Consider the following 23,928-nt stretch of genomic DNA (forward strand, 5'->3'; position numbering starts at 1 on the left):
CGCTTCCCATTCGCGCTCATCCAGACCACATGCCAGCCGCTCCCCCAGCCCTGACCCTCGACCCCGACATCGTCGAGGCCGCCGCCAACGCCGCCGCCTGGCCCTTCGAGGAGGCGCGCAAGCTCGTGGCGCGGCTGGAGAAATCCGGCAAGACCGAGATCCTGTTCGAGACCGGCTACGGCCCCTCGGGCCTGCCGCATATCGGCACGTTCGGCGAGGTCGCCCGCACCTCCATGGTGCGCCACGCCTTCCGGGTGCTCACCCGCGACGCGGTGCCGACCCGGCTGATCGCCTTCTCGGACGACATGGACGGGCTGCGCAAGGTCCCGGACAACGTGCCGAACCGCGAGATGCTGGCCGCCCATCTCAACCAGCCGCTCACCCGCGTGCCGGACCCGTTCGGCACCCATGACAGCTTCGGGGCGCACAACAACGCCGAATTGCGCCGCTTCCTCGACGCGTTCGGGTTCCGTTACGAGTTCCGCTCGGCGACCGAATGCTACCGCGCGGGCGTGTTCGACGCGACGCTCCTGCGGGTTCTGGAGCGCTACGACGCCGTGATGGAGATCATGCTGCCGTCGCTGCGGGCCGAGCGCTCGGCGAGCTACTCGCCGTTCCTGCCGCTCCACCCGGTCACCGGCCACGTGATGCAGGTGCCGATCGACGAGGTGAAGGCCGGCACCGGCACCATCGTGTGGCGCGATCCCGCCACGGGCGAGCGCTACGAGACCCCGGTGACCGACGGCCACGCCAAGCTGCAGTGGAAGCCCGACTGGGCGATGCGCTGGGTGGCGCTGGGCGTCGATTACGAGATGGCCGGCAAGGACCTGATCGATTCGGTCAAGCTCTCGGCCAAGATCGCCCGGGCGCTCGGCGGCGAGCCGCCGGAGGGCTTCAATTACGAGCTGTTCCTCGACGAGAAGGGCCAGAAGATCTCGAAGTCGAAGGGCAACGGCCTGACGATCGACGAATGGCTCAAGTACGGCACGCCGGATTCGCTCGCCCTGTTCATGTACAACAAGCCGCGCGAGGCCAAGCGCCTGTTCTTCGACGTGATCCCCCGGCACGTGGACGAGTATATCGGCTTCCTCGACCGCTATGCCGGGCAGGACGCGAAGCTGCGGCTCGGCAACCCGGTCTGGCACCTCCACGCCGGCAACCCGCCGGAGCCCGAGCGGGTCGAGGGCGCGAGCCTGACCTTCGCGATGCTGCTCAACCTCGCCGCGGTGGCCAACACCGAGGATCCGGCGGTGCTGTGGGGCTTCATCCGCCGCTACGCGCCGCAGACCGGGCCGGAGACCCATCCGGGCCTCGACCGGCTGGTGGTGCACGCCCTGAAGTACTTCTCGGATTTCGTGCGCCCGGCCAAGACCTACCGGGCGCCGACGCCCGAGGAGCGGGCGGCGCTGGAGGATCTGTCGGAGACGCTCAAGGACCATGCCGGCTCCACCGATCCGGAGGCCCTGCAGGCGGCGGTCTACGAGGTCGGGCGGCGCCACTTCCCCGACACGTCCGGCAAGGCCAAGAGCCCGGACGGGCGGCCCGGCGTGTCGCAGGCGTGGTTCACCAGCCTCTACAACGTGCTGTTCGGCGAGGCGCGCGGACCCCGGTTCGGCTCCTTCGTGGCGCTCTACGGCGTCGCGGAGACGCGGGCCCTGATCGCCTCCGCGCTGTCGGGGGCGCTGGTGGCCGAGCACGCGGCCTTCGCGGCCGGCAAAGCCCCGTCGCTCGAGGACGTGTGACCGCGCGATGATCGTCGACAGCCTCGCCGCGCTGGAGGCGATCTACGACGCGCCCCTGGCGCCCGCCTCCACCGCCAAGGTGGCGGCTTCGATCACGCCCGCCTACGCGGCGCTGATCGCGGCCTCGCCCTTCGCGGTGCTGGCCACCAGCGGCCCCGAGGGGCTCGATTGCAGCCCCCGCGGGGACCGGCCGGGCTTCGTGCAGGTCGCCGACCCGCGCACGCTGATCCTGCCGGACCGGCGGGGCAACAACCGGATCGACTCGCTGCGCAACATCGTGCGCGACCCCCGGGTGGGGCTGCTGTTCCTGATCCCGGGCTCGGGCACGACCCTCCGGGTGAACGGGACGGCCCTGATCTCGGCCGATCCGGATCTCCTTGCCTCCTTCCGCGTCGACGGGCACGCGCCGCGCACCGCGGTCGTGATCACCGTGGCGGAGGTCTATTTCCAGTGCGCCCGGGCGATCATCCGCGCGGGGCTGTGGGACGCGGAGGCCCGCGTCGATCCGGCGACCCTGCCGACGCCCGGGGCGATCCTGGCGGCGCTCACCGCGGGCGCGGTCGGCGGTGCGCGCTATGATGCCGAATGGCCCGAGCGGGCGGCGAAGACGATGTGGTGAGGACCGGGCCGGTCCGGGCCCCGACCGTGTCGTCGCGGTCCACGGCAGGGTGGGCGTGCCGGTTGCACGCCCCGCCCATCTCTGCTCTCTCCTCCCCCGAGGCTCAGGAGACGCGTGCATGGCGAACCCGGCGCAGGTCACCGGCGCGCCCGAGCCGGTGAAGGCCGGGACGGGCGCCTTCCTCACCCCCCTGTTCACCGACCGGCGGGTCGCCGCGGTGCTGGGCCTCGGCTTCGCGCAGGGGATCCCGTTCCTGCTCGTCTACGCGACCCAGTCGGCGTGGCTCGTCCAGGCGAAGGTGCCGCTGGCCACCATCGGGCTGATGAGCGAGCTGACCATCGCCTACAAGCTCAAGTTCCTGTGGGCGCCGTTCCTCGACCGGTACGACGCGCCGCTCGTCGGCCGCTGGCTCGGGCGGCGCCGCGGCTGGATCGTCGCCACGCAGATCCTGGTGGCGCTCGCGCTCGCCGGCGTCGCCTTCGGCGATCCGGCGAACTGGCTCGCCTGGACGGTGGCGTTCTCGCTGGCGCTCGGCGTCGCCGGCGCCACGCAGGACGTGGTGATCGACGGCTGGCGCATCACCGCCGCGCCCCCCGAGCAGCAGGCGCTGATGTCGTCCTGGTCGGAGATCGGCTTCCGGATCGGCAACCTCGCGGCAGGGGCGGGCGCCCTCTACCTGTCCGACGCCTATGGCTGGCGCGCCGCCTACCTGTGCATGGCCGCCCTCATGGCCCCCGGCACGGTCGCGGCCCTGCTGGCGCCCGAGCCCCCTGCCCCCGAGGCGCCCGCCACCGGCGGGTTCGTCGAGACCGTCTGGGCGCCGATCCGCGACCTCCTGGCCCGGCTCGGGCCGCTCGCCGTCCCGGTGCTGGCGCTGGTCGCGGGCTTCCGGATGCCCGGCTACGTCTCGAACGCCATGGCGATCCCGCTGTTCAAGACGCTCGGCTATTCCAACACCGACATCGCCACCGTGACGAAGCTGTTCGGCTTCTGGATCGCGCTCGGCGGGACCTTTCTCGCCAGCGCCATCATCCCGCGGATCGGCATGATGGCGAGCCTGCTGATCGGCACCGTCACCGCCTCGGCCTCGCACCTCGCGCTGGCCTATCTCGCTTGGCACGGCGGCCATGGCGGCGCCGCCTTCTGGACCTTCGCGGTCACCGTGGGGATCGACGGCTTCGCCTACGCCTTCGCGTCGATCGTGCTGATCACCTACATGTCCCGGCTCTCGGCCACCGCGCACGCGGCGAGCCAGTACGCCCTGCTCACCTCGCTCTGCGCCCTGCCCGGCAGCCTGCTCGCCGGGTTCTCGGGCTTCGTGATCGAGCAGACCGGGTTCGCGTGGTTCTTCGTCGGCACGTCCCTGATCGGTATCCCGGTGGCGCTGCTGTGCGTCCTGGTGGCGCGCCGGCACGGGCCGATGGAGGCGCCGGGGCAGGCCGCGTGAAACCAGCGCGAGGCGGCGTCCCGCCCGGGATCGCAGCCGGCGGTTGTCTCTTTAGCGGAGATTAACCATGGGGCGGCTTAATGGCGGGGACGGTTGATGTCCTCCCCAGACGGGCAACCCTGACCACGCGCGCGGAAAAAGCCTCCGCGGGCGAACGGTGGCGGCTGCCTGCGGGGAAGCGCGGACGCGAGTTCCCCGAATGGCCCAGGCTGCGATCTCCCGAACCGCGTACCGCGCCGCCGCGCCCGCGCGGACGGCACCCCCGCGCATCACCTACGTGGAGACCCCCTACGACCCCGTCGTCCGGACTCGGGCCCCCTACCCGAGCGCCATGCGGCGCGCCCGCCGCCGGGCCCGGCTGACCGGCCTCATCGCGCTGACGGCCGTGACCCTGGCCGGCTGGGCCGTGCTCACCCCTCCGCCGGGTCCGCCCGTCGGCGAGCCGCCGGCCGTCGCGGCCACCGCGGAGCCGGCCCCCGCGCTCCGGTCCACCCTGGCCACGGCCCGGGACCCGGCGCCCCGGCCGAGCGTCGCCTGGATGCTCGATCCGAGGGCCGCCCTGGGCTCCGGCGCGGCGCGCGCCTTCGGGGACGAGGCGCCGCCCGCCCCCGGATTCCTGGTCGCCGTCGCCGAACCGCCGGCGGCGATCCGGGAGATCGCCCGGCAGGTCGCACAGGCGGAGCAGGTCCGGAGTACCCGGGCCCGGGTTGCCCAGGCCAGGATCGTCGAGGCCGCGAAGACGCCGGAGCCGCAGTTGCGCACCGCCGAGGCCGCGCCGACGCCGGCGGCCCTCGCGCCCGTCGCCACCTCTTCCCTCGTGCCGCTGCCGGTGGCGCGGCCGCCGGAGTTCCGGCGCGCCGCCCCGGCGCCCATCCGCGTGGCCGCCCGCGCCATGCCCCGCACCCGCGACGTGTTCCGCGCCGCGATGGCCGAGGAGCCCTCGTTCTTCGAGAAGCTGTTCGGCGGCGGGTCTCGGGAGGAGTCCCGCCAGGAGGCGCGCCAGGCGCTGGCCTATGCCAGCCCGGATGCCCTGCCCCAGGAAGCCCCGCGCACCCGGATCAGCCCGGCGCCCGAGTCGGTGGCCGGCACGGCGGTCTACGACATCACCGCCCGCACGGTGACGCTGCCCTCCGGCGAGGTGCTGGAGGCCCATTCCGGCCTCGGCGAGGCCATGGACAACCCGCGCTACGTCCACCTGCGGATGCGCGGCTCGACCGCCCCCCGGTACCTACGACCTGACGGAGCGCGAGCGCCTGTTCCACGGGGTGCGGGCGATCCGCCTCAACCCGGTGGGCGGCAGCGCCGCGATCCACGGGCGCGACGGCCTGCTCGCCCACACCTACATGCTGCGTCAGCCCGGCGCGTCGAACGGCTGCGTCTCGTTCCGCGACTACAACCGCTTCCTGCAGGCCTTCCTGCGCGGCGAGGTCCGGCGGCTCGTTGTGGTGGCCGGCAGCGGCGGCGATTTCTTCGGCAGCCGGATCGGCATGGCCGATCGTCCGGGCCGGCGCGGATAAGGGCTGCGCCGAAAGTCGGAGATCACTTCCGCGCGGCGCGGCTTTACGCGCCCGCCCAAGCCTGCCTTAACGGGGCTCAGACGCCAGCCCTGACAAGAGGCACCCGATGAAACTGCCCCGCCGCTTCTTCCAGCCCCTCGCCACCGGCGCGCCGGCCCCGTTCCGCGAGCTGCCGGTGCGGCTGGAGCGGATGATCCACTTCGTGCCGCCCCACAACGACAAGGTCCGCGCCCGGGTGCCGGAGCTCGCCGGCACGGTCGACGTGGTGCTGGGCAACCTGGAGGACGCGGTCCCCGCCGACCAGAAGGAGGCGGCGCGCAAGGGCTTCGTGGCCATGGCCCAGGCCACCGACTTCGCCGCCACCGGCACCGGCCTCTGGACCCGGATCAACGCCCTCAACTCGCCGTGGATTCTCGACGACCTGTTCACGATCGTCGCCGAGGTCGGGGACAAGCTCGACGTCGTGATGGTGCCCAAGGTCGAGGGGCCGTGGGACATCCACTACATCGACCAGCTCCTCGCCCAGCTCGAGGCGCGCCACGGGGTGACGAAGCCGATCCTGGTCCACGCGATCCTGGAGACCGCCGAGGGCGTGGCCAACGTCGACGCCATCGCGTCGGCCTCGCCGCGGATGCACGGCATGAGCCTGGGGCCGGCGGATCTCGCGGCGTCGCGCGGCATGAAGACCACCCGGGTCGGTGGCGGCCATCCGGATTACCGGGTGCTCAGCGATCCCTCGGGCGACGCCCCCCGGGCCACGGCGCAGCAGGATCTCTGGCACTACACGATCGCCAAGATGGTCGATGCCTGCATGGCCAACGGCATCAAGGCCTTCTACGGCCCGTTCGGCGATTTCTCAGACGGCGATGCCTGCGAGGCGCAGTTTCGCAACGCCTTCCTGATGGGCTGCGCCGGGGCCTGGACGCTGCATCCGAGCCAGGTGGCGATCGCCAAGCGGGTCTTCGCGCCGGATCCGGCCGAGGTCGCCTTCGCGGCCCGGATCGTCGAGGCCATGCCGGACGGAACCGGCGCGGTGATGCTCGACGGCAAGATGCAGGACGACGCCACCTGGAAGCAGGCGAAGGTCATCGTGGATCTGGCCAAGCTCGTGGCCGCGAAGGATCCGGAGCTGGCGGCGGTGTACAAGCTGGGGTGACTCTTTCACGCCCCGAACCGCGCCCGGTACTCCTGCGGCGTCGCCGCGACATGCCTTGAAAAGCTGCGCCGCAGCGTCTCCTCGGAGCCGAAGCCGCAGCTCCGGGCGATGCGCTTCACCGGCTGCGCCGTCTCGGCGAGCGCCCGCCGGGCGGCCTCCACCCGCAGGCGCTCCACCGCCTTGGCCGGGGTCAGGCCGGTCGCCTCCAGATAGTGCCGGCTGAGGCTGCGCTCGCTCATCCCGGCGGCTGCGGCCAGCGCCGGCAGCGACAGGTCGCCCGAGAGGTTCTCGGCGATGAAGGCGTGGAGCCGCCCGAACCGCTCCTCCCCCGCCTGCAGGGCCAGCGCCGCGCTGAACTGCGCCTGCCCGCCGGGGCGCTTGAGGAACATCACGAGGTGGCGCGCCACCGCCAGGGCGAGGGGGCGGCCGAGATCCTCCTCCACCAGGGCCAGCGCCAGGTCGATGCCGGCCGTGACGCCCGCCGAGGACCAGACCGGTCCGTCGCGCACGAAGATCGGGTCCGGCTCCACCCGGACCCGCGGATGGCGCGCGGCGAGCGCGCCGCAATGCTTCCAGTGGGTGACGGCCCGCCGCCCGTCGAGGAGGCCGGCCGCGCCCAGCAGGAACGCGCCGGTGCAGACCGAGGCGACCCGGCGGGCGCGGGCGGCCCGGTCCCGCACCCAGGCCACCAGGGCCACGTCGCCGCAGGCCGCGACGACGCCGGGTCCGCCGGCGATCACCAGGGTGTCGACCGGCGCGTCGCGGTCCGGGAGCGGGTCGACCATCAGCCGCAGGCCCGCCGAGGCGGTGAGGGCCAGATCGCCGGCCGACACCACGCGCGGCGCGTAGGGCGTGCCGGCGCCGCCATGCTCGTTGGCGGTGGCGAAGACCTGGAGCGGTCCGGCCACGTCGAGGAGCTGCACCTCCGGGAAGGCCAGCACTTCCACGGGCCGCGGCGTGTTTGGCGAGATGCGAGGGGTCTTTGGCATGTCCGCCAGATCCTGCCGCGGTAGGGTCCCGCTGTCCACCACGGAGGCATCGGCATGATCCCGACCGACACGCACCTTCAGATCGGCTCGCTCCTGTTCGAGGGGCTCGACCAGATCGACCTCACCGGGCCGTTCGAGGTCCTGTCGCGGGTGCCCAACAGCACCTACCGGATCTACGGGGCGAGCCCCGAGCCCGTCCGCGACGTGCGCGGCCTCCGGATGCTGCCGGACGCGACCTTGCGCGACGCCCCGCGTCTCGACGTGCTCCACGTGCCGGGCGGCCATGGCCAGGAGGCGCTGATGCGCGACGCCGCGATCCTCGGCTGGATCCGCGATCAGGCGGCGGGCGCGAGCCACGTCCTCTCGGTCTGCACCGGCGCCCTCCTCCTCGGGGCCGCGGGCCTCCTCGTGGGGCGGCGGGCGACGACCTACTGGAACGCGGTCCACCTGCTGCCGTTCTTCGGCGCCGAGCCGGTGGACGCCCGCGTCGTCATCGACCGCGACGGAGAGGACCGCACCTGGGTCTTCGCCGCCGGCGTCACCGCGGGGATCGACGGGGCGCTGCGGCTCGCCGCGGAGCTGCGCGGCGACGAGGCCGCGCAAGGCATCCAGCTCGGCATCCAGTACGCGCCCGAGCCCCCCTTCGACAGCGGCACGCCCGGCACGGCCCCGCCGGCCATCCTGGCGCGGGCCCGGGCGGCGGCGGCCGACATCACCGCCCGGCGCGAGGCCACGGCCCGCGCCATCGCGGCCGAACTCGGCATCCGGGTCCCTGGAGGAGACCCCCGATGAACCTCACCCACGTGCGCGCCTTCGCGGCCGCCCTGCAGGCCAAGGATCGGGACGCCATGCTGGCGCAGATGGCCGACGGCGTCGTGCTCAACACGCCGCTCGCCGCCGAGCCCGTGCGGGGCAAGGCCGCGATCCGACCGGTGGTCGACGCGCTGCTGGCGACGATCGACGCCTTCGAGATCCGCGAGATCCTGCAGGGGCCCGTCTACGCGGCGGCGTTCTTCGGGGCCTCGGCCGGCCCCCACCGGATCGACGGCACCGATGTCTGGCGCCTCGACGAGGCCGGGCTGATCCGCGAGATGACGGTGCTCTGGCGGCCCCTGCCCGAGGCGATCGCCGTCCGGGATCTGCTTCTTCGCGCCGCCAATACAGGAGGATCGGTGCGCGGCGGGTGACACGATCCGTCATCGGACCTATCTGTCCGTCCTGGACGGATCGAACCATGACGGACGTGACACTGAGAACCGCGAAGTTCGCGATCGGCGCCGTGGTGCGCCACCGGATCTACCCGTTCCGGGGCGTCGTCTTCGACGTCGATCCGGTGTTCGACAACACCGAGGAATGGTGGCTGTCGATCCCCGAGGAGGTGCGGCCGCGCAAGGACCAGCCCTTCTATCACCTCCTGGCCGAGAACGCCGAGACCGAGTACGTCGCCTACGTGTCGGAGCAGAACCTGCTGCCCGACACCTCGGGCGAGGCCCTGCGCCACGCCGCGATCGCCGAGATGTTCGTGCGCGACGATGCGGGCGCCTACCGGATGCGCGACCGCGCCACGAACTGACCGGTCGCGCCAGGGTCCGGGAAAAGGGCTCGGCAAAAGGGTCCGGCAAGCCCGCGACGGTCGCCTCGTGCGACGGCGGGCGCCGTCGGACGGGCTCCGCGCCATGGTCACCAGATCCCGATTCGCGACGACGCCCCTGGCCGCCGGCTTCCTCTGCGCCCCCGTCCGCGCCGCCGAACTCGATGCCGGCGGGCTGGTGCTCCGGCGCGAGCCCGGCAGCGCGCTGGCGAGCGCGGACCTGTCGATCGCCCGCGACCGGATCACCGTGTCGTACCTGTTCCGCAGCCGGGTCGGCCCCCACCCTGGTCCGCTGGGAAGCCCGGGACCACCGGCCGGATCAGGACCTGCAGTGCTGATCGTAATGCCGGAGTCGCGCCCGATGGGGAGCCGGTAGGCGCCGCAAACGCGCGGGGCCGAACCTCGCGGTCCGGCCCCTGGAACGGGCCCGCCTCGCGGCGGGCCGATGCGAAACGGTCTTACTTGGCGGCCGGAGCCGCCGCGCCCGCCGCCGGAGCCGCGCCGGCCGCGCCGCCCTGCTGCTCGAGCTTCTTGCGCATGTCCTCGGAGCGCTTCTCCAGCTCCGCCTGGAGCTTCTTCTGCTGCTCCTCGAGCACCTTCGGATCGACGGCCGGACCGTCGAAGGCCTTGCCGAAGCCGGCCAGCGGCACCGCGAAGGTGACCTCGCGCTGGGTCTGGTTCTGCACCGAGACGTTGAGGGTCGTGCCCTTCTTCATCGCGGCGACCACGCCGGCATCGACGCCGCCGGCCTCGGCGAAGCAGCCGTTCGGGAAGCAGACCGCGAAGCGGCCGGCCGTCGGGGTCTGACCGTCGACGTTGAACCGGATGCCCGGCTGCAGCAGCAGGCCGAGGGGCAGCAGGTAGCGGATCACCCGCACCTCCTGCTTCTGGGCGGGGTTCTTCATCTCATAGACCGCCACCGCCAGCACGGGCTGGCCCTGGTCGGACACGAAGTCGCGGGTCGTGTAGCAGATGTCGGTGCCCGAGTTCTGGTCCTTGCCGCAGACCTTGGTCCAGTCGGCCTGGCTCGGCTCGGACTTCACGGTGACGATCTGCGGGCCGGTCTGGGCGGCCGGGGTGTTGGCCGCCGGGGTGCCCGGCGCGGTCGGCGCGGGGGCGGTCGGGGCCGGGGCGGCGGGTTTCTTCGGCTGCGCCAGGGCCGGCGCGGCCGCGAGGCCGAGGCCCGCGAGACCGAGGAGGGCAGCGCGCGCGCGCGTCGCGGAGCGGGTGAAGGACATCGGCTCTGACCCCTTGGAAGAGACGTGGTGTGACTGGCAGGATGCGGAGCCCGCCTGACGGCAGGTCCGCCGGAGCGACCGGGTGCGCGCCGCCATGACGGGCTGCCATGACGGACCGCCCGGAGGTCCGGATGAATCGGTCCGGTCGTCGGACGGGACTGGCGCCCGGAGGCCCGCATGTCCCGCCCCGACCGGGCGGCCTGCCTTTCCCCTGGAATGAGGCGAAGGCATGACACCGCGGCTTGACACCGCGACGAGCGGGCACGTCGGCGCCCGCTCGTCCGCGGCCGGCCCCCGATAGGCCCGCCTCTGCCCAGCCGCAAGCGCGACGTTGCACGAGCACGTGATCGGCCCGGTCGCACAGCCCGGGGCCGGGCTTGCGGCATCGGCGGGCGCGGCCGGGCTTAGCGGTCGGTTAACCGTACTCGGCCGACCATGCTGCGGGATCTGCAGTATCGATGGGGCGGCAAGTTTGAGCGCGTTCGCGGTGGCGGAGAGGACGGCCGACGCCGCACCGGACGCGTCCGCGCGGGCCGACGGACTGCGCGGCAACCTGCGCGGCAGTCTGTCCGCCCGCCTGTTCGCGGCGGCGCATACCGGCCCGCAGCGCACGGCCCTGCGTGATTCGGGCGACCGGACCGGCTGGTGCGGGCGTCCGCCGATCGTCTGGACCTACGCGGCCGCCGCCGAGATCGTCGGGCGCCTCGCCCGCGGGATCGGTGCGTGGCGCCTCCCGGCCGGCAGCCGGATCGGCCTGTGGTTCTCCGGGGGGGCCGAATCGGCCCTGGCGCACCTCGCCGTCGAGGCGGCCGGTCACCTGCCCTGCCCGATGCCCGCCGCCTGGGATCCCGAGCAGCTCTCCGCCGGGATCGCGGCTGCGGGCCTCGTCGCGGTGCTGACGGAGGGGCGGCGCGGCGAGCGCCGGCCCGCGGATGATCTCACCCATGCGGCCGCGCGGCATTTCAACCTGAGCTACCTCGCCGCCTTCGGACCCGGCGTGCCGGACGGCGTGATCAGCCTCGACGCCATGGCCCTCGAGCGCGGGGTGGCCGAGCCGGTCCCGAGCCTCGGCCTCGTGACCTTCGCGGGCGGCGACCCGGGCCGGCCGGTCTACCGCTCCGCGGAGGCGCTCGCGGCCGCCATCGCGGTGCATCTCGACGCCCTTCCGGTGAGCCCGGACGAGCGGATCCTGACGCTCCTGCCGGCCCATGACCTGCGCGGCCTGGTGACCGGCCTCGGCGCCGCGCTGATGGCCGGGGCCGGCCTCGAGACGGTGATCCCCTTCGACGGTGCGGGCTTCCGCGCCGCCCTGCTGCGGCCCGTGCCGACCCGGCTCGTCGCGCCCGTGCTGATCGAGCCGGCGCTCGCGGCCCTGCCCCTGCCCTGGACCGTGCGCACCCTCAACGTGGTTCACCGGGCGCCAGCCTCCCTGCAGCTCTCCGCGCCCGGCCCCGCGGTCCCGCAGCGCCTCGACTCCCTGGTCTTCGACGAGGAGGCCGTGCTGACCCGTCCCGGTCTGCAAGACCTCGCCGCGACCCTGGACGATCCGGACCGGGCACCCCTGCCCCGAGCCCTCCTGGCGCTCGCCCGCCGCGCCGATGGCGGCCTGGCCTATCGCGGCCCGGCCTGCGCGACGGCGCCGCTCCCCCGCGGCGAGATCCCGGGCACGGACGCGGCGACCTGGCGGGGCGCGGTTCGCGCGGCGAAAGCCTGAACGCCGGCCCACCGGCGGTTCATCCCGCGCTCAGGCGCGGCGGATAATCTCGCATCTGCACACGGTCCGACGGATCCGAACCGTACCTTCGCGGGTTCTGCAACGGATTGTGGTCACGGCTACCTTTCCAAGCTGTGCCGGATGGAGTACCGCTCAAGCTCATGGGTGCGCTGCAACAAGTGCTCGTGGTCGATGACGGCGTTCGCGCCGTCGACCGGTCCCTTTCGGGCGAGCTGGCCAACCTGGGCTACGCGAGCGTCACCGCCTCCATGGAGGCGGCGGACGACGTGCTGGCCGTGATCGCCCGTCCCTCCGCCGTCCTGCTCCAGACCCCGACCCGCCGGAATCCAGCCTATGCCCGCCGGGCCGCGCGCCTGCGCTCCCAGCTTCGGGATCGCGGGATCCCCGTCATCCTGATCGGCGATTCGGGCGAGGTCCGCTCCGGCGGACCCGTCGACCTCGCGACCCGCCTCGGCGCCTACGTGGCGGCGCAGCCGGACCTCTAAGTCTTCGTCCTCCCCAGGACGGGGCGAGGTCGAGCCGTCGCTCTACCGCGTCCCGCGCATCAGCTCCGGCGCGCCGATCCGCGGCAGCACACCCTCTCGCATCACCAGCCGCCGCAGCGGCCCGAGCTGCGCCATCGCCAGGAGACCGAGGCCGCGGAGCGCATCCACCGGCAGCAGGTCGGTCAGCAGGCTGCGGTTGAGGAGATCGACCGCGGCCGTGCGCGCCGCCGTATCGATTCGGCGGGCGCGGGCATAGGCGTCGAGCGCCGGACGGCTCCCGGGATCGCGCCCGTCCCGGGCGGCGTCGCGGATCACGTCCCGCAGGGTCGCGGCATCGCGCAGGCCGAGATTCAGGCCCTGCGCGCCGATCGGCGGGAAGACGTGCGCCGCCTCGCCGATCAGCGCCAGCCGCTGGGCCACCGGACGCGCCACCGCGAGCCCGCGCATCGGCACGAGGCCGCGCGGGCCGTCGACCCGCATCGCGCCGAGCATCCCCCGGGCCTGCCGCTCCACCGCCCGACCGAGGGCCGCGTCGTCGAGGGCGGCGAGCCGCCGGGCCGCCCCCTCCCCGGTCACCCAGACGAGGCTGGAGCGGTGCCCGCCCGGCAGCGGCACCAGGGTGAAGGGGCCGGAGCGGGTGTGGAATTCGGTGGAGACGTCCCGGTGCGGCCGGTCATGGGCCAGGATCGTGGTGATGGCGTTCTGCGGGTAGGTCCAGTCGCGCACGCGCAGGCCGCTCGCGGCCCGGAGCGGGGAGCGTCCCCCGTCCGCGCCGACCACCAGCCGGGCCTCGATCGCGCCACCCCCTGCCAGGGCGATCCGCGCGGCCGCTTCGCCGGGTGCGGCACCGGCGGAATCCGCCTCGACCAGGGTGAGGTTCTCCTGGGCCCGGGCGCGGGCGCGCAGGCTCTCGACCAGGCGGGCGCTCTCGACGTTCCAGCCGAAGGCGTCCAGGCCGATCTCGGCGGCCTCGAAGCGCACCGGCGGCGGCCGGAACAGGCTGCCGGTGTCGTCGACGATCTGCAGGGTGCAGAGCGGGCTCGCCTGCGGCGCCACGGCCGCCCAGGCCCCCAGCGCCCCCAGGAAGCGCACCGAGCCGTCGAGCAGCGCCACGGTGCGCCCGTCCGCCACGGGCGCGTGGCGGCCGACCAGGGCCGTCGGGATTCCCTCCCGGGCGATCGCCAGCGCGGCGGCGAGACCGGCGGCTCCCGCCCCGACCACGGCGACGTCGAAGGCCATGTTGGCTATCTCGGACATGCTGTCTTGTGCGAACCTCTGCCCGTTCCCCTGCCGATCCGCCCTCTTCCGCTGTCGGGAAGTGCGGGACCCGCGGCTTGCCATCCGCGCGGCACCTGCCCGTATCTGCGCTTTCGGCTCTCTCTGCCAACCCCGCCCCGCGAAGGCCACAGCGCCGCAGCCCGGAGGTCCGCATGCCGGTGCGATTCGGCCCCTCATCCAGCTTCGCCGCCGTGGCGCCGCGCTACGACGCGACCCGCCGAATCCCGGAGGTGCACCTGCTGGCCTGCTACGACCGCCTGATCGCGGCCGGATTGTTCCCCGAGCGCGGCCGGATCTGTGACGCGGGCTGCGGCACCGGCCAGATCTCCCTGCCGCTCGCCGGGTGCGGCTACAGGGTCGTGGGCTACGATCTCGCGGCGGAGATGGTGCTCCGCGCGCGGGCCAAGGTCCGGCCGGGCTGGGATGCCCTCTACGCGGTGGCCGACGTCCGTGCCCTGCCCGAACGGGATGCCGCCTGCGATGCCGTGGTCGTCTCGAAGCTGTTCATGCACATCGCCGACTGGCAGGCGGCCGCGCTGGAGCTGATACGCGTCGCGCGGCCCGGCGCGCCCATCGTGCATCTGCGCGACCGGGGGGCCTACGGCACCGAGATCCGCCGGCACTTCACGGGGCGCCTCCGGGCGGCTGGCTTCGACAGGCTGTTCCTCGGACCCGACCCCGGTTCGAATGCCGCCCTGGTCGCCTTAATGACCGCTCAGGGCTGGCCGCTGGTACCGCTGGCGACAGATGATATCGGCTGGCGCTTCGAGACGACGGCCGCCGAAACGCTCCGGGGTTTGCGCGAGCGCATCTTCGCCGAGTTCTGGTACGTGCCGGAGGCCGCGTATGCGACGGCCCTAGCCGAGACCGAAGCTTGGGCGGCGGCCGAGCCCGGCGGCCTCGCCCGGACCGAGACCATGACGCCGTACCTTGCGGTTGACCTGTTCCGGGCCGCAGGCTGAACACCGTCAGCCCAGGAACGCCGCCAGCTCCGAGAAAACCTCCTCCGGCCGCTCCTCCTGGAGGGTGTGGCCGCAGTTGAGGGCCCGGCCCGAGACGGTGGTGGCCTTCTCGCGCCAGGTCTCCAGCACGTCGTAGGTCTGGCCCACCGTGCCCTTCGCGCCCCAGAGCGCCAGCAGCGGCGCCGTGACGCGCGCCTGCGAATCGGCCGCGTCGTGCTCCAGGTCGATCCCGGCGGCGGCCCGGTAATCCTCGCAGATCGCGTGCCGGCAGGCCGGGTCGGAATAGCAGCGCAGGTACTCGGCGAAGAGGTCCGGCGGCGTCGAGCCGGGGGTCTTGGACTGGCCCTCGATGTGGTGGCGCAGGAAGTATTCCGGATCCGCCCCGATCAGCGTCTCCGGCAGGGGATGGGGCTGGATGAAGAAGAACCACCAGAAATAGCGGGTGGCGAAATCCTTGTCGGTGCGCGCGTACATGGTCGCGGTCGGCGCGATGTCGAGGACCGCGACCCGCTCGACGGCTTGGGCGTGGTCCAGGGCGAGGCGGTGGGCGACGCGTCCGCCCCGGTCGTGGCCGACCACGGCGAAGCTTTCGTGGCCGAGGGTCCGCATCACCGCGACCGCGTCGGCCGCCATGGCGCGCTTGGCGTAGGTGGCGTGCCGCTCGCCGCCCGGGGGCTTGGCCGAGTCGCCGTAGCCGCGCAGGTCCATGGCCACGACGCTGCGGCGCTCCGCGAGGCGCGGGGCGACGTGCAGCCACGTGGACAGGGTCTGCGGATGACCGTGCAGCAGCAGGACCGGCGGCCCGGAGCCGCCCGAGCGGGCCTGGATCGTCACGCCCGGTTCGGTCTCGATCCGGTGCCGCTCGAACCCGGGCAGGAAGTCGCTGGCCATGGGGGAGGATCTCCATCGCGCCGCACGGGCGCCGCACTGGCGCGGCGCGATGCACCGGATGATAAGGCGCCTCCGGCACCATGTCCGCCGAACCGCCATGACAGATGCACGCGCGCCTCACGACCTGGTCCTGAACGCCCCCGAAGCCGTCGAGGCCCCGGAGGGCGCCCCCGCGGCCGCCCCGGCCCTGCGCCCGAGCATCCTCGACGCGCTCTTCGCGCCGGCCCGCGCACTGCCGGGCATCGGCCCGAAGATGGCGCCGCTGATCGAGAAGCTGCTCGGCACCCCCGAGCGCGAGGCCCGGGTCGTGGACCTGCTGTTCCACCTGCCCCAGGGCGGCGTGGCGCGGAAGCTCATGGGCTCGATCAGCGAGGCGCCCACGGGCGAACCGGTGACGATCGGCGTCACCGTGGTGGCGCACCGTCCGGCGCAGATCGGGGCCGGCAAGCGCCCGCATCGGGTGCTGGTGGAGGATGCCTCCGGCGACATTTCGCTGGTGTTCTTCGGCATGCCCCGCGCCCGGGTCGAGAAGATGCTGCCCCTCGGCGCGCACCGCTACATCACCGGCCGGATCGACCTCTGGGACGGCACCCGCCAGATGGTCCACCCGTCCCGGATCGTGGACGAGGCGGGCTTGGCCGAACTGCCCGCCGTCGAGCCGGTCTACGGCGCCACCGAGGGGCTGACCTCCCGGGCGATCAACAAGCTCGCGGTGGCGGCCCTCGACCGCCTGCCGGTCCTGCCGGAATGGCAGGATGCGGCCTGGCTGGAGCGGAACCGCCTGCCCGCCTTCGCGGACGCGCTCCGTCTGGAGCACCGCCCCGAGGAGGCGCCGCCGAAGGCCGAGGACCCGCTCCAGCCGCCGCCGGGGACGCCGGCCCGGCGGCGCTTGGCCTATGACGAGCTCCTCGCCTCGCAGCTGGCGCTCGCCCTGCTGCGCGCCCGCCAGCGGCGCAAGGCCGGCCGGGTGAATGCCGGCGACGGGGCCCTGAGCGGGCGCATCGCGGCCGCCCTCCCCTTCGCGCTGACCGGCGCCCAGGCCCGGGCAGTGGCGGAGATCCGCGCGGATCTCGCCGCGCCGCGCCGGATGCTGCGCCTGCTCCAGGGCGATGTCGGCTCGGGCAAGACCGCGGTGGCGCTGCTCGCCATGGCGTCGGCCGCGGAGGCCGGGCGTCAGGCCGCGCTGATGGCCCCCACCGAGATCCTGGCCCGGCAGCATTTCGAGCGGCTGAAGCCCCTCGCCGGTCCCCTGCGGCTGCGGCTGATGACCGGCCGCGACAAGGCCGCGGAGCGGAAGAGCACGCTGGCCGACCTCGCGGCGGGCGAGATCGACATCCTCGTCGGCACCCACGCCCTGTTCCAGGAGGCCGTGACCTTCCGCGACCTCGGCCTCGCCGTGGTGGACGAGCAGCACCGGTTCGGCGTCCACCAGCGCCTCGCGCTCGGCGCCAAGGGCGAGGCGGTCGACTTCTTGGTGATGACCGCGACGCCGATCCCCCGCACCCTGGCGCTGACCTTCTTCGGCGACATGGACGTCTCGATCCTCGACGAGAAGCCCGCCGGCCGGCAGCCGATCCGCACGATCACGCTGCCCACCGAGCGGATCGACGAGGTCGTGGCCGGCCTCGCCCGGGCGATCGCCGGGGGCGAGCGGGTCTACTGGATCTGCCCGCTGGTGGAGGAATCCGAGTTCATCGACCTCGCCGCCGCCGCCGAGCGCTTCGACGACCTGCAAAAGCATTTCGGGGACGCGGTCGGCCTGATCCACGGCAAGATGCCGGGCCCCGAGAAGGACGCCGCCATGGCGCGCTTCGCCGCCGGGGAGACCAAAGTCCTGGTCTCGACCACCGTGGTGGAGGTCGGGGTCGACGTGCCCGAGGCCACCATCATGGTCATCGAGCACGCGGAGCGGTTCGGGCTGGCGCAACTGCACCAGCTCCGCGGCCGGGTCGGGCGCGGCTCCAAGGCGTCGTCCTGCCTGCTGCTCTACCGGGGGCCCCTCGGCCAGGTGTCGCGAGCGCGGCTGGAGATGATGCGCGAGAGCGAGGACGGCTTCCGCATCGCTGAGGCCGACCTGAAGCTGCGCGGCGAGGGCGAGGTGCTGGGCACCCGCCAGTCGGGACTGGCCGCCTTCCGGCTGGCGCGTCTGGAGAGCGACGGCGGCCTGCTGGAGGCGGCCCGCGACGACGCCCGGATGATCGTGGAGCGCGATCCCGGCCTGAAGAGCCCGCGGGGCCAAGCGCTGCGGGTGCTGCTCTACCTGTTCGAGCGCGAGGCCGCGATCCGGCTGATCGGGGCTGGATGAACGGCAAGATGAACGGCTTCGTTCAGGAAAGCCCGGCGTTCATGAACGGTTGGGCCGGGAATCGTTTCCGATCGGCGGGATCGGTAGTCCGATGCGGCAATGTCACAGGCGCTCGGGAAAGAGCCGTGTTCTCAAGGTGTTGGCGGAGCGGCGCCGAAGCTTGGCCGCGCTCCGGCGGCGGCTTGGCGGCCTGCGGACAGGTCTCGTGACCTTGCATCAGCCATATTCTTCCCTTAACTGGAGATGAACGAATGGCCCGGTAAGCCGGGACATCACGGACGAATCTGGAGGACGGACATGTCGAACGGACTGTTCCAAAACCTGCCGGGCTCCCACGAGATGGCCGGTATCCAAGCCCTGCCGAACGAGCCCTGGCTGCTGCCGATCTCGGATCGCGCCGCCGAGGCGGCGAGCAAGACCGCGGACGAGTTGCAGGCCGCCGTGCGACGGGCCGCCCGCCCCTTCTGGCTGGCCGCCAACGGGCTCTGCATCGCCCTCGGGCTCGCCCTCACGCTTCAGTGCGCCACCGGCTGGATGCCGACGGCGCCGCGCAGCGCCGTGACGGTGGCCCAGGCGACCCCGCCGACCATCGCGCCGCAGACGGCGTCGCTGCAGCGCTGAGCGGACTCGACAGGCTGAAGAGGAAGGGCCGTCCCGCCGCGCGGGGCGGCTTTTTTCGTGGACGATTGCCGCCCCTCCGGTTGCCTCCCCAGGCCTCGGGGGTGGTGAAATCGGGGTGACGGGAGCCTCGGTTGCGCTCCGGTGCCTCGGGAAGGAATCCTAAGCGGACCAGACGGTGTCCCCGCTTCGACGGTCCCGGCCGACGCTATCGTCATCGCGAGCGGAGCGAAGCGACCCGGGGAAACGCGACCTCGGCAGGCGTGGCGCTTCTGGATCGCTTCGCTCCGCGCGCGAAGACGGCGACCGGAAGCGGTATCACGCGTCCTGCGGCTCGCGCCGCGGGGTGCCCCCCACCGGCTGGGCCGCCCGCAGGGAGGCCGCCATGGCGTTGAGCCGGCCCTGCGGGTCCTCCGGCTGGATCACGCCCGCCGACATCACCAGCTTGGCCGCGTCGTCGACGCTGATGGCGAGTTCCACCACCTCGGCCCGCGGCAGGTAGAAGAAGAAGCCCGTGGTGGGATTGGGCGCGCAGGGCAGGAACACGCCCACGAGCTCGTCCGCGGCGGCGCCCCGGTCCCGCAGGGCGCCCTCGATCTCGGCCGCCGCCGGGGCGGACAGGAACACCACCGACCACGTGCCCTTCACGGGAAACTCCACCAGCCCCACCGTGCGGAACGAGGTGCCGTTGGCCGAAAACAGGGTCTCGAAGATCTGCCGCAGGCCCTTGTAGAGGCCGGAGATCACCGGCGTCCGGGCGAGCAGCACCTCGCCGAACTCGATCACCGAGCGGCCGACGAGGTTCGCCGTGAGGAAGCCCAGCAGGGTCACCGCCAGGAACGCGATGACGAGGCCGAGGCCGGGGATGGAGAACGGCAGGTAATGGTCTGGGAGGTAGCTCGCCGGCACCAGCGGCTTCACGAAGGAGTCGATCAGCGCGATGAACCACCACGTGATGTAGGCGGTGATCGCCAGCGGGCCGGCCACGATGATGCCGGTGAGGAAGTAGGTGCGCAGCCGCCCGCGCGCGCTGACCCGCGTCTTCGGGGCGCCGCCGGGCGCGGAGACCTCGGGCTCGGGGCCCTGAACCGGCGGGGGACTCGGCGCCACGGTTGCCCTCTCGGCCGCTCGACGCGCGGCGATCCTGCTGCGGGGGCCATTCCCCGGGAGGGAGAGGTAGCGGTTGCGCTTGCCCGTCTCAAGGGCGGGGGCGCCACGGTCCCCCGCCGCCGTCAGGCCGCGGGATCGGGCGGCCGGAACGCCATGGCCGGCATCGCGTCCCGCGGGATCACCGCGCCGCGATGGCCGATCACCGCCCCTGCGAGGCGGTGGGCCTCGCCGGCGGCGGCCTCGGGCGCCAGCCCGGCGAGGCGCGCGGCGAGGTAGCCCGCCGCGAAGCTGTCCCCCGCGGCCGTCGTGTCGACGACGCGCTCCACCGGCCCGGCCGGCACGGCGGTGTCGGACGCCCCGTGCAGCACCCGGGCGACGGGCCCGGATCGACCCGAAGCCTTGAGCACGATCTCGGCCCGGCCGCGATGGCGCAGGACCTCGTCCTCGCCCGTCTCGCCGAAGAGCCAGTCCAGATCCTCCACCGAGGCGAAGATCAGGTCGGCCTGCGCCAGGGCCGCGCGGAAGGTGGTCCGGGCCTCGTCCCGGTCGGGCCAGCCGCGGGGGCGGTAATTGGTGTCGAAGGCGACCCGTCCGCCCCGGGCGCGCAGGGCCGACAGGGTCTCCCCCAGGGCGGCGCGCCCGCCCGCGCCGTAGAGCGAGAGGCTGATGCCCGAGACGTAGACGAGGTCGTAGGTCGCGAGGGCGGCGCGGGTCCCGGCAGCGTCCGGGCCGGTGAAGAGATCGCGGGCCGCGGCGCGGTCGCGCCAGTAGTGGAAGCTGCGCTCGCCGGCCGGGTCGGTGCGGATGATGTAGAGGCCCGGCATCCGGCCCGGCATCCGGCGCACTGCGCCGAGGCCGATGCCTTCCTGGCCCCAGGACGCCGCCATCTCGTCGCTCCAGACGTCGTCGCCGAGTGCCGTGACGTAGTCGACCGCGACTCCGAGACGGGCGAGGTAAAGGGCGGTGTTGAGCGTGTCGCCGCCGAATCCGCGGGCGAGGCTCCCGTCGGGGCGCTCCGACAATTCCACCATGCACTCGCCGATGCAGGCGACCCTCATGCGGTTCCTCCCGGTGCGTCGGCTGTTCCCCGCACCGTTTGTGCCGGCCTGTCAATCTCCGCCCGGCGGACGGATCGGCCGCGCGTCCAGGGCTCCCCACCGAGGAGACCCGGACGCGTCAGAACGATCCCACGTCGGGATTTACAGATTTGCATATTGATTGGTAAATTATTCGATTTTTCGATGTAATAACTGTCGTAGATTTCCAATAATATTGTTCTACAATGAGCAAAACACGATTTAAGATCTGAACTGATCGATCGCGTATCCCGACTTTCGCATCTTTATGAACAGGAAAATCGTACTTTTAAACGCGCGTTAGGCGGAACACGTCACGCAGAGCGGGTGCCCATGTCGACTTCACACCGGAGCTTGCGTGACCGACGGACCATCGCGGCGTGCGATCCCCGCCCGGGCAGGGTGGCGATCATCGCAGCCGGCGGCGCGGATGCGGACCTGGAAACCGATTGTCACGAAGACGATTTTGCCATGAATCACGTTTCGTACGAGATCTTGTCGCGGGCCGCATCGTTGTGTCGGGCGAGGCTCGAAATACATCCGTTGACGGTCCGGTGAAAAATCGGCGACACCGTCCGAGGAGTCGAACTGGGTAGTTCGGTCATGTTCCATTCTGCTTTGAGCGCCCTGACATTCTCGTCCGGAGAGTTTCTGACCATCACCGAGAGCCGGGGGGTGAGCGGTGCCTGGAGCTGGATCTTCGCGGGCGGGGACCAGGTCTGGTCACCGGGCTTCTATCGCCTGCTCGGCCTGGTGCCGAACGCCGCGAAGGCGAACTACGATCTGCTGCTCTCGTTGATCCACCCGGAGGATCGGCACCGGCTGCCCTCCCTCGCCGAGGTCCGCCAGGGTCACGTTCCCCGGGAGGTGACCGTCCGGGTGATTCGCCCGAACGGCACGATCCGGACCCTCTCGCTGACGATGGAGGTGCGCTTCTCGGCCGAGGGGCGGCCCGTGGCCATCAGCGGCATGGCCCTCGACGTGAGCGACCGCGAGCAGCTGGTCCAGCTGCGGCATGAGGAGCGGCGCCGCCGGGGCGCGCTCTATCTCACCGAGCACATCGCCACCTTCTCGGTGGGGCTCGACCTGATCCGCGAGCTGCCCTTCGAGGTGGCGCAGGTCCACGGCCTCCCCTTCGAGGAGATCAGTGTCGATCCCTACATCATGATCGTCCCGGAGGAGCGCGGAGCCTTCCAGGCGGTCGCGGCGGAGCAGATCGAGCGGCGGACGTTCTTCCAGGGGACGGCCCACGAGCGACTCGCCAACGGCGAGCTCTGGCACTTCCGGATCCTGACGATGCCGGTCTGGGATCCGGACGGCACGTATCTCGGCCGGAGCGGCCTCAAGTTCCCGGTGCGGACGGGCGCGCGGCTGCCGGCCGCCCTGCACACGGGCCTCGAGCAATCCGTGACCGGCCACCACCTGCGTGCCGCCAGGGCCCTGCTCGACTGGTCGATGATGGATCTGGCCCGGGCGAGCGGCCTGTCGCATTCCACGGTGCGGCGGCTCGAGGAGGACAGCGAGCATCGGGGCAGCCGGTCGCGCCTTCACGCCGCCGAGGCGCTGCGCCGGGCCGGGGTCCGCTTCGTGGTCATGGAAGACGGAACCCTGGCGGTCGCCCGGGCCTGAAGCGCCCGCGAACGCACCACCTACCCCTCCGGCGGCCCGGAGCCGGACCGGAGCCGGACCGGAGCCGGACCGGAGCCGGACCGGAAGTCCCGCCGAACGCGCGCCCCCGCGCGTGGGCGGATCTCCCGGTCAGGGCGACGGCCGGGCCGGCCCACGCCGCTCATCGGCGGCTCGGGCCGTCGACGGGCGGCGAAGCGGCACCCGTGCCGGTCAGGCGGCCTTGTGGCCGAGCTGGATCGCCTTGGCGATCTGCGAGCGCTTGGCGGCGTAGCCGGGGGCGACCATCGGGTAGTCGGCCGGCAGGCCATACTTGGCCCGGTAGCGCTCGGGGGTGAGCCCGTGCGCCGTGAGGTGGCGCTTCAGGGTCTTGTAGGGCCGCCCGTCGATGAAGCTGATCAGGCCGTCCTGCTGGATCGATTCCTCGATCTGCGCCGCCGTCGGGCCGGTCCAGCCCGGGCCCGAGCCCGACGTCCCGCCCTGCAGGACCGAGATCGCCGTGTGAACCTGATCGATCAGAACCGGAAGGTCACCCACGCCCACCGCATGCCGCGACACATAAGCGGCAACCAGAGATGCCGTGCACTTGATCAGATCCGTGTTCAGATCTGCGGACTTTTCATGCAAATCAATCGTGTTCATGAACCCCCCGGTACAGAAAAGCGAAGTCATCTCGACAGTTTCCGAGAGGCGGCCAATCCAACGCGACTCGCCGGCCTCTTCGTCAGCCGTAATGCTTCGGCTTTGCCAACATTGGCACCTAACAATACAAAATTGGAAACAAAAGTCCAGTGTTTATCTAAAGATTACTTTGAACAAATTTGGTCCGCGGCGTTTAACATGAGGTTGCGCAGCCATCTGATCGACAACAATTATTGCGCAGCGGCCGAGATCATGCGGAATCGTCGCGGCGATGACTTTGAATGGCCTTTCGATGACCGCGTGTGAGCGCGCGAATCAGCCGTCGTGACGCGGACTGACCGGTTGCGAACGCCGTTTAATGTTACCGGAACGGCACCGGGGCAGCATCGGGACGGATTGCGCCGGACCATCTGCCGGTGGTCCTGCGTTTATGTTTACTGATGTCAAGTGAAGTATTCGGCTATATAGCGCCGATGAATTTCAGCCTAAAATAAATTACAACTGCATATCTAACGCAGCTATCAGTCAGGCCGGAAACGGGGTTGCCAAGGCCGGGCCGGCGGGCGGCTGACTCATGAGAGGACAGTTTCCACAGGAGGCTCAAGCTTTCATAAAGCATTCATTATCCTCAGCGGGCGAGGTCGCGCGGATCTCCGCCGGCGCGCCGCGGCGGTTGCGGTGGCCGCCTGCGCACCCCGCAATCCGGCCGCGTGCGGGCCGTCACGTCCCGACGCTTGGCACCGGACGGGACAGTTGCGCCTCAGATTTCGTTAAGCTTATCGCGGTCCGGACGACATCTGCTGGCCTGCGGTCGGCGATCCGATTAACAGAGTCATCAGGCAAGTCGGCGATCTTGCGGCCGGAGCATCTTGCACACCGTCCGAACAACCGCGCTTTCTCT

The 23,928-nt window shown here is 72.1% G+C and carries 22 protein-coding genes and 1 pseudogene; 16 read left to right on the forward strand and 7 right to left on the reverse strand.

Going from position 1 to position 23,928, the window contains the following annotated elements:
- The first annotated feature begins 29 nt into the window (after positions 1 to 29).
- From MMSR116_RS01125 to MMSR116_RS01145, 5 genes and pseudogenes are all read left to right on the forward strand, one after another.
- Positions 30 to 1,742 (forward strand): lysine--tRNA ligase, encoded by a 1,713-nt coding sequence (locus tag MMSR116_RS01125; RefSeq protein ID WP_039894601.1) that lies wholly within the window; start codon positions 30 to 32, stop codon positions 1,740 to 1,742.
- A gap of 7 nt (positions 1,743 to 1,749) precedes the next feature.
- Positions 1,750 to 2,361, forward strand: coding sequence for a pyridoxamine 5'-phosphate oxidase family protein (locus MMSR116_RS01130; RefSeq protein WP_010686800.1), 612 nt, complete (start codon positions 1,750 to 1,752; stop codon positions 2,359 to 2,361).
- Between the two features lie 118 nt (positions 2,362 to 2,479).
- Positions 2,480 to 3,808, forward strand: coding sequence for an AmpG family muropeptide MFS transporter (locus MMSR116_RS01135; protein WP_010686799.1), 1,329 nt, complete (start codon positions 2,480 to 2,482; stop codon positions 3,806 to 3,808).
- Between the two features lie 199 nt (positions 3,809 to 4,007).
- A pseudogene (locus MMSR116_RS01140) lies at positions 4,008 to 5,325 on the forward strand (tlde1 domain-containing protein).
- 106 nt (positions 5,326 to 5,431) lie between these two features.
- Positions 5,432 to 6,481: an HpcH/HpaI aldolase/citrate lyase family protein gene (locus tag MMSR116_RS01145; protein ID WP_010686797.1), complete on the forward strand. Its 1,050-nt coding sequence runs from the start codon at positions 5,432 to 5,434 to the stop codon at positions 6,479 to 6,481.
- 5 nt (positions 6,482 to 6,486) lie between these two features.
- Here MMSR116_RS01145 and MMSR116_RS01150 read toward each other — a convergent pair whose 3' ends face one another.
- Positions 6,487 to 7,470: a GlxA family transcriptional regulator gene (locus MMSR116_RS01150; protein ID WP_039894641.1), complete on the reverse strand. Its 984-nt coding sequence runs from the start codon at positions 7,468 to 7,470 to the stop codon at positions 6,487 to 6,489.
- A 54-nt stretch (positions 7,471 to 7,524) separates the two neighbouring features.
- Here MMSR116_RS01150 and MMSR116_RS01155 point away from each other — a divergent pair, with 54 nt between their 5' ends.
- The 4 genes from MMSR116_RS01155 (at position 7,525) to MMSR116_RS01170 (ending at position 9,437) form a co-directional block, all read left to right on the forward strand.
- Complete coding sequence (locus MMSR116_RS01155) at positions 7,525 to 8,262, forward strand: DJ-1/PfpI family protein (RefSeq protein WP_039894600.1); 738 nt, start codon at positions 7,525 to 7,527, stop codon at positions 8,260 to 8,262.
- On the forward strand, positions 8,259 to 8,657 hold the full coding sequence (locus tag MMSR116_RS01160; protein ID WP_010686795.1) for a nuclear transport factor 2 family protein: 399 nt from the start codon (positions 8,259 to 8,261) through the stop codon (positions 8,655 to 8,657). Before MMSR116_RS01155 ends, MMSR116_RS01160 begins: the two co-directional genes overlap by 4 nt.
- A gap of 47 nt (positions 8,658 to 8,704) precedes the next feature.
- Positions 8,705 to 9,043, forward strand: coding sequence for a heat shock protein HspQ (gene hspQ, locus MMSR116_RS01165; RefSeq protein ID WP_010686794.1), 339 nt, complete (start codon positions 8,705 to 8,707; stop codon positions 9,041 to 9,043).
- Between the two features lie 103 nt (positions 9,044 to 9,146).
- Positions 9,147 to 9,437: a DUF4424 family protein gene (locus MMSR116_RS01170; RefSeq protein WP_010686793.1), complete on the forward strand. Its 291-nt coding sequence runs from the start codon at positions 9,147 to 9,149 to the stop codon at positions 9,435 to 9,437.
- A gap of 82 nt (positions 9,438 to 9,519) precedes the next feature.
- Here MMSR116_RS01170 and MMSR116_RS01175 read toward each other — a convergent pair whose 3' ends face one another.
- Complete coding sequence (locus MMSR116_RS01175) at positions 9,520 to 10,299, reverse strand: invasion associated locus B family protein (protein ID WP_010686792.1); 780 nt, start codon at positions 10,297 to 10,299, stop codon at positions 9,520 to 9,522.
- 487 nt (positions 10,300 to 10,786) lie between these two features.
- On the opposite strand from MMSR116_RS01175, the gene MMSR116_RS01180 reads away from it, so the two are divergent.
- Together MMSR116_RS01180 and MMSR116_RS01185 are read left to right on the forward strand one after the other, a co-directional pair.
- A complete protein-coding gene (locus tag MMSR116_RS01180; protein WP_010686791.1) occupies positions 10,787 to 12,013 on the forward strand; it encodes an AMP-binding protein in 1,227 nt (408 codons plus the stop codon).
- A 161-nt stretch (positions 12,014 to 12,174) separates the two neighbouring features.
- The gene (locus MMSR116_RS01185; protein ID WP_010686790.1) at positions 12,175 to 12,519 is read left to right on the forward strand and encodes a hypothetical protein; all 345 of its coding nucleotides are present in this window, start codon (positions 12,175 to 12,177) and stop codon (positions 12,517 to 12,519) included.
- Between the two features lie 42 nt (positions 12,520 to 12,561).
- Here the strand turns inward: MMSR116_RS01185 and MMSR116_RS01190 are convergent, their stop codons facing one another.
- Complete coding sequence (locus tag MMSR116_RS01190) at positions 12,562 to 13,776, reverse strand: UbiH/UbiF family hydroxylase (RefSeq protein WP_039894599.1); 1,215 nt, start codon at positions 13,774 to 13,776, stop codon at positions 12,562 to 12,564.
- A 173-nt stretch (positions 13,777 to 13,949) separates the two neighbouring features.
- Here MMSR116_RS01190 and MMSR116_RS01195 point away from each other — a divergent pair, with 173 nt between their 5' ends.
- Positions 13,950 to 14,759, forward strand: a complete 810-nt coding sequence (locus MMSR116_RS01195) for a class I SAM-dependent methyltransferase (RefSeq protein WP_010686788.1) — start codon at positions 13,950 to 13,952, stop codon at positions 14,757 to 14,759.
- 6 nt (positions 14,760 to 14,765) lie between these two features.
- Here MMSR116_RS01195 and MMSR116_RS01200 read toward each other — a convergent pair whose 3' ends face one another.
- A complete protein-coding gene (locus tag MMSR116_RS01200; RefSeq protein ID WP_010686787.1) occupies positions 14,766 to 15,650 on the reverse strand; it encodes an alpha/beta fold hydrolase in 885 nt (294 codons plus the stop codon).
- Positions 15,651 to 15,747: 97 nt separating this feature from the next.
- Here MMSR116_RS01200 and recG point away from each other — a divergent pair, with 97 nt between their 5' ends.
- Positions 15,748 to 17,955 carry an ATP-dependent DNA helicase RecG gene (gene recG, locus MMSR116_RS01205; protein ID WP_010686786.1) on the forward strand — a complete coding sequence of 736 codons (2,208 nt, stop codon included), beginning with the start codon at positions 15,748 to 15,750 and terminating at the stop codon, positions 17,953 to 17,955.
- Between the two features lie 297 nt (positions 17,956 to 18,252).
- A complete protein-coding gene (locus tag MMSR116_RS01210) occupies positions 18,253 to 18,576 on the forward strand; it encodes a hypothetical protein (RefSeq protein ID WP_010686784.1) in 324 nt (107 codons plus the stop codon).
- Between the two features lie 315 nt (positions 18,577 to 18,891).
- On the opposite strand, the gene MMSR116_RS01215 is transcribed toward MMSR116_RS01210, so the two are convergent.
- Both MMSR116_RS01215 and MMSR116_RS01220 read right to left on the reverse strand, forming a co-directional pair.
- A complete protein-coding gene (locus MMSR116_RS01215) occupies positions 18,892 to 19,683 on the reverse strand; it encodes a DUF502 domain-containing protein (RefSeq protein WP_010686783.1) in 792 nt (263 codons plus the stop codon).
- A gap of 122 nt (positions 19,684 to 19,805) precedes the next feature.
- On the reverse strand, positions 19,806 to 20,741 hold the full coding sequence (locus MMSR116_RS01220; protein WP_010686782.1) for a sugar kinase: 936 nt from the start codon (positions 20,739 to 20,741) through the stop codon (positions 19,806 to 19,808).
- 621 nt (positions 20,742 to 21,362) lie between these two features.
- On the opposite strand from MMSR116_RS01220, the gene MMSR116_RS01225 reads away from it, so the two are divergent.
- Positions 21,363 to 22,388: a PAS domain-containing protein gene (locus MMSR116_RS01225; RefSeq protein WP_010686781.1), complete on the forward strand. Its 1,026-nt coding sequence runs from the start codon at positions 21,363 to 21,365 to the stop codon at positions 22,386 to 22,388.
- 210 nt (positions 22,389 to 22,598) lie between these two features.
- Here MMSR116_RS01225 and MMSR116_RS01230 read toward each other — a convergent pair whose 3' ends face one another.
- Positions 22,599 to 23,012 (reverse strand): MucR family transcriptional regulator, encoded by a 414-nt coding sequence (locus MMSR116_RS01230; RefSeq protein ID WP_432419923.1) that lies wholly within the window; start codon positions 23,010 to 23,012, stop codon positions 22,599 to 22,601.
- On the opposite strand from MMSR116_RS01230, the gene MMSR116_RS01235 reads away from it, so the two are divergent.
- On the forward strand, positions 23,007 to 23,333 hold the full coding sequence (locus MMSR116_RS01235) for a hypothetical protein (protein WP_158168485.1): 327 nt from the start codon (positions 23,007 to 23,009) through the stop codon (positions 23,331 to 23,333). The two genes, MMSR116_RS01230 and MMSR116_RS01235, sit on opposite strands and share 6 nt — an antisense overlap.
- Positions 23,334 to 23,928 lie beyond the last annotated feature (595 nt).

This window comes from Methylobacterium mesophilicum SR1.6/6 (assembly GCF_000364445.2).
GTDB lineage: Bacteria > Pseudomonadota > Alphaproteobacteria > Rhizobiales > Beijerinckiaceae > Methylobacterium > Methylobacterium mesophilicum_A.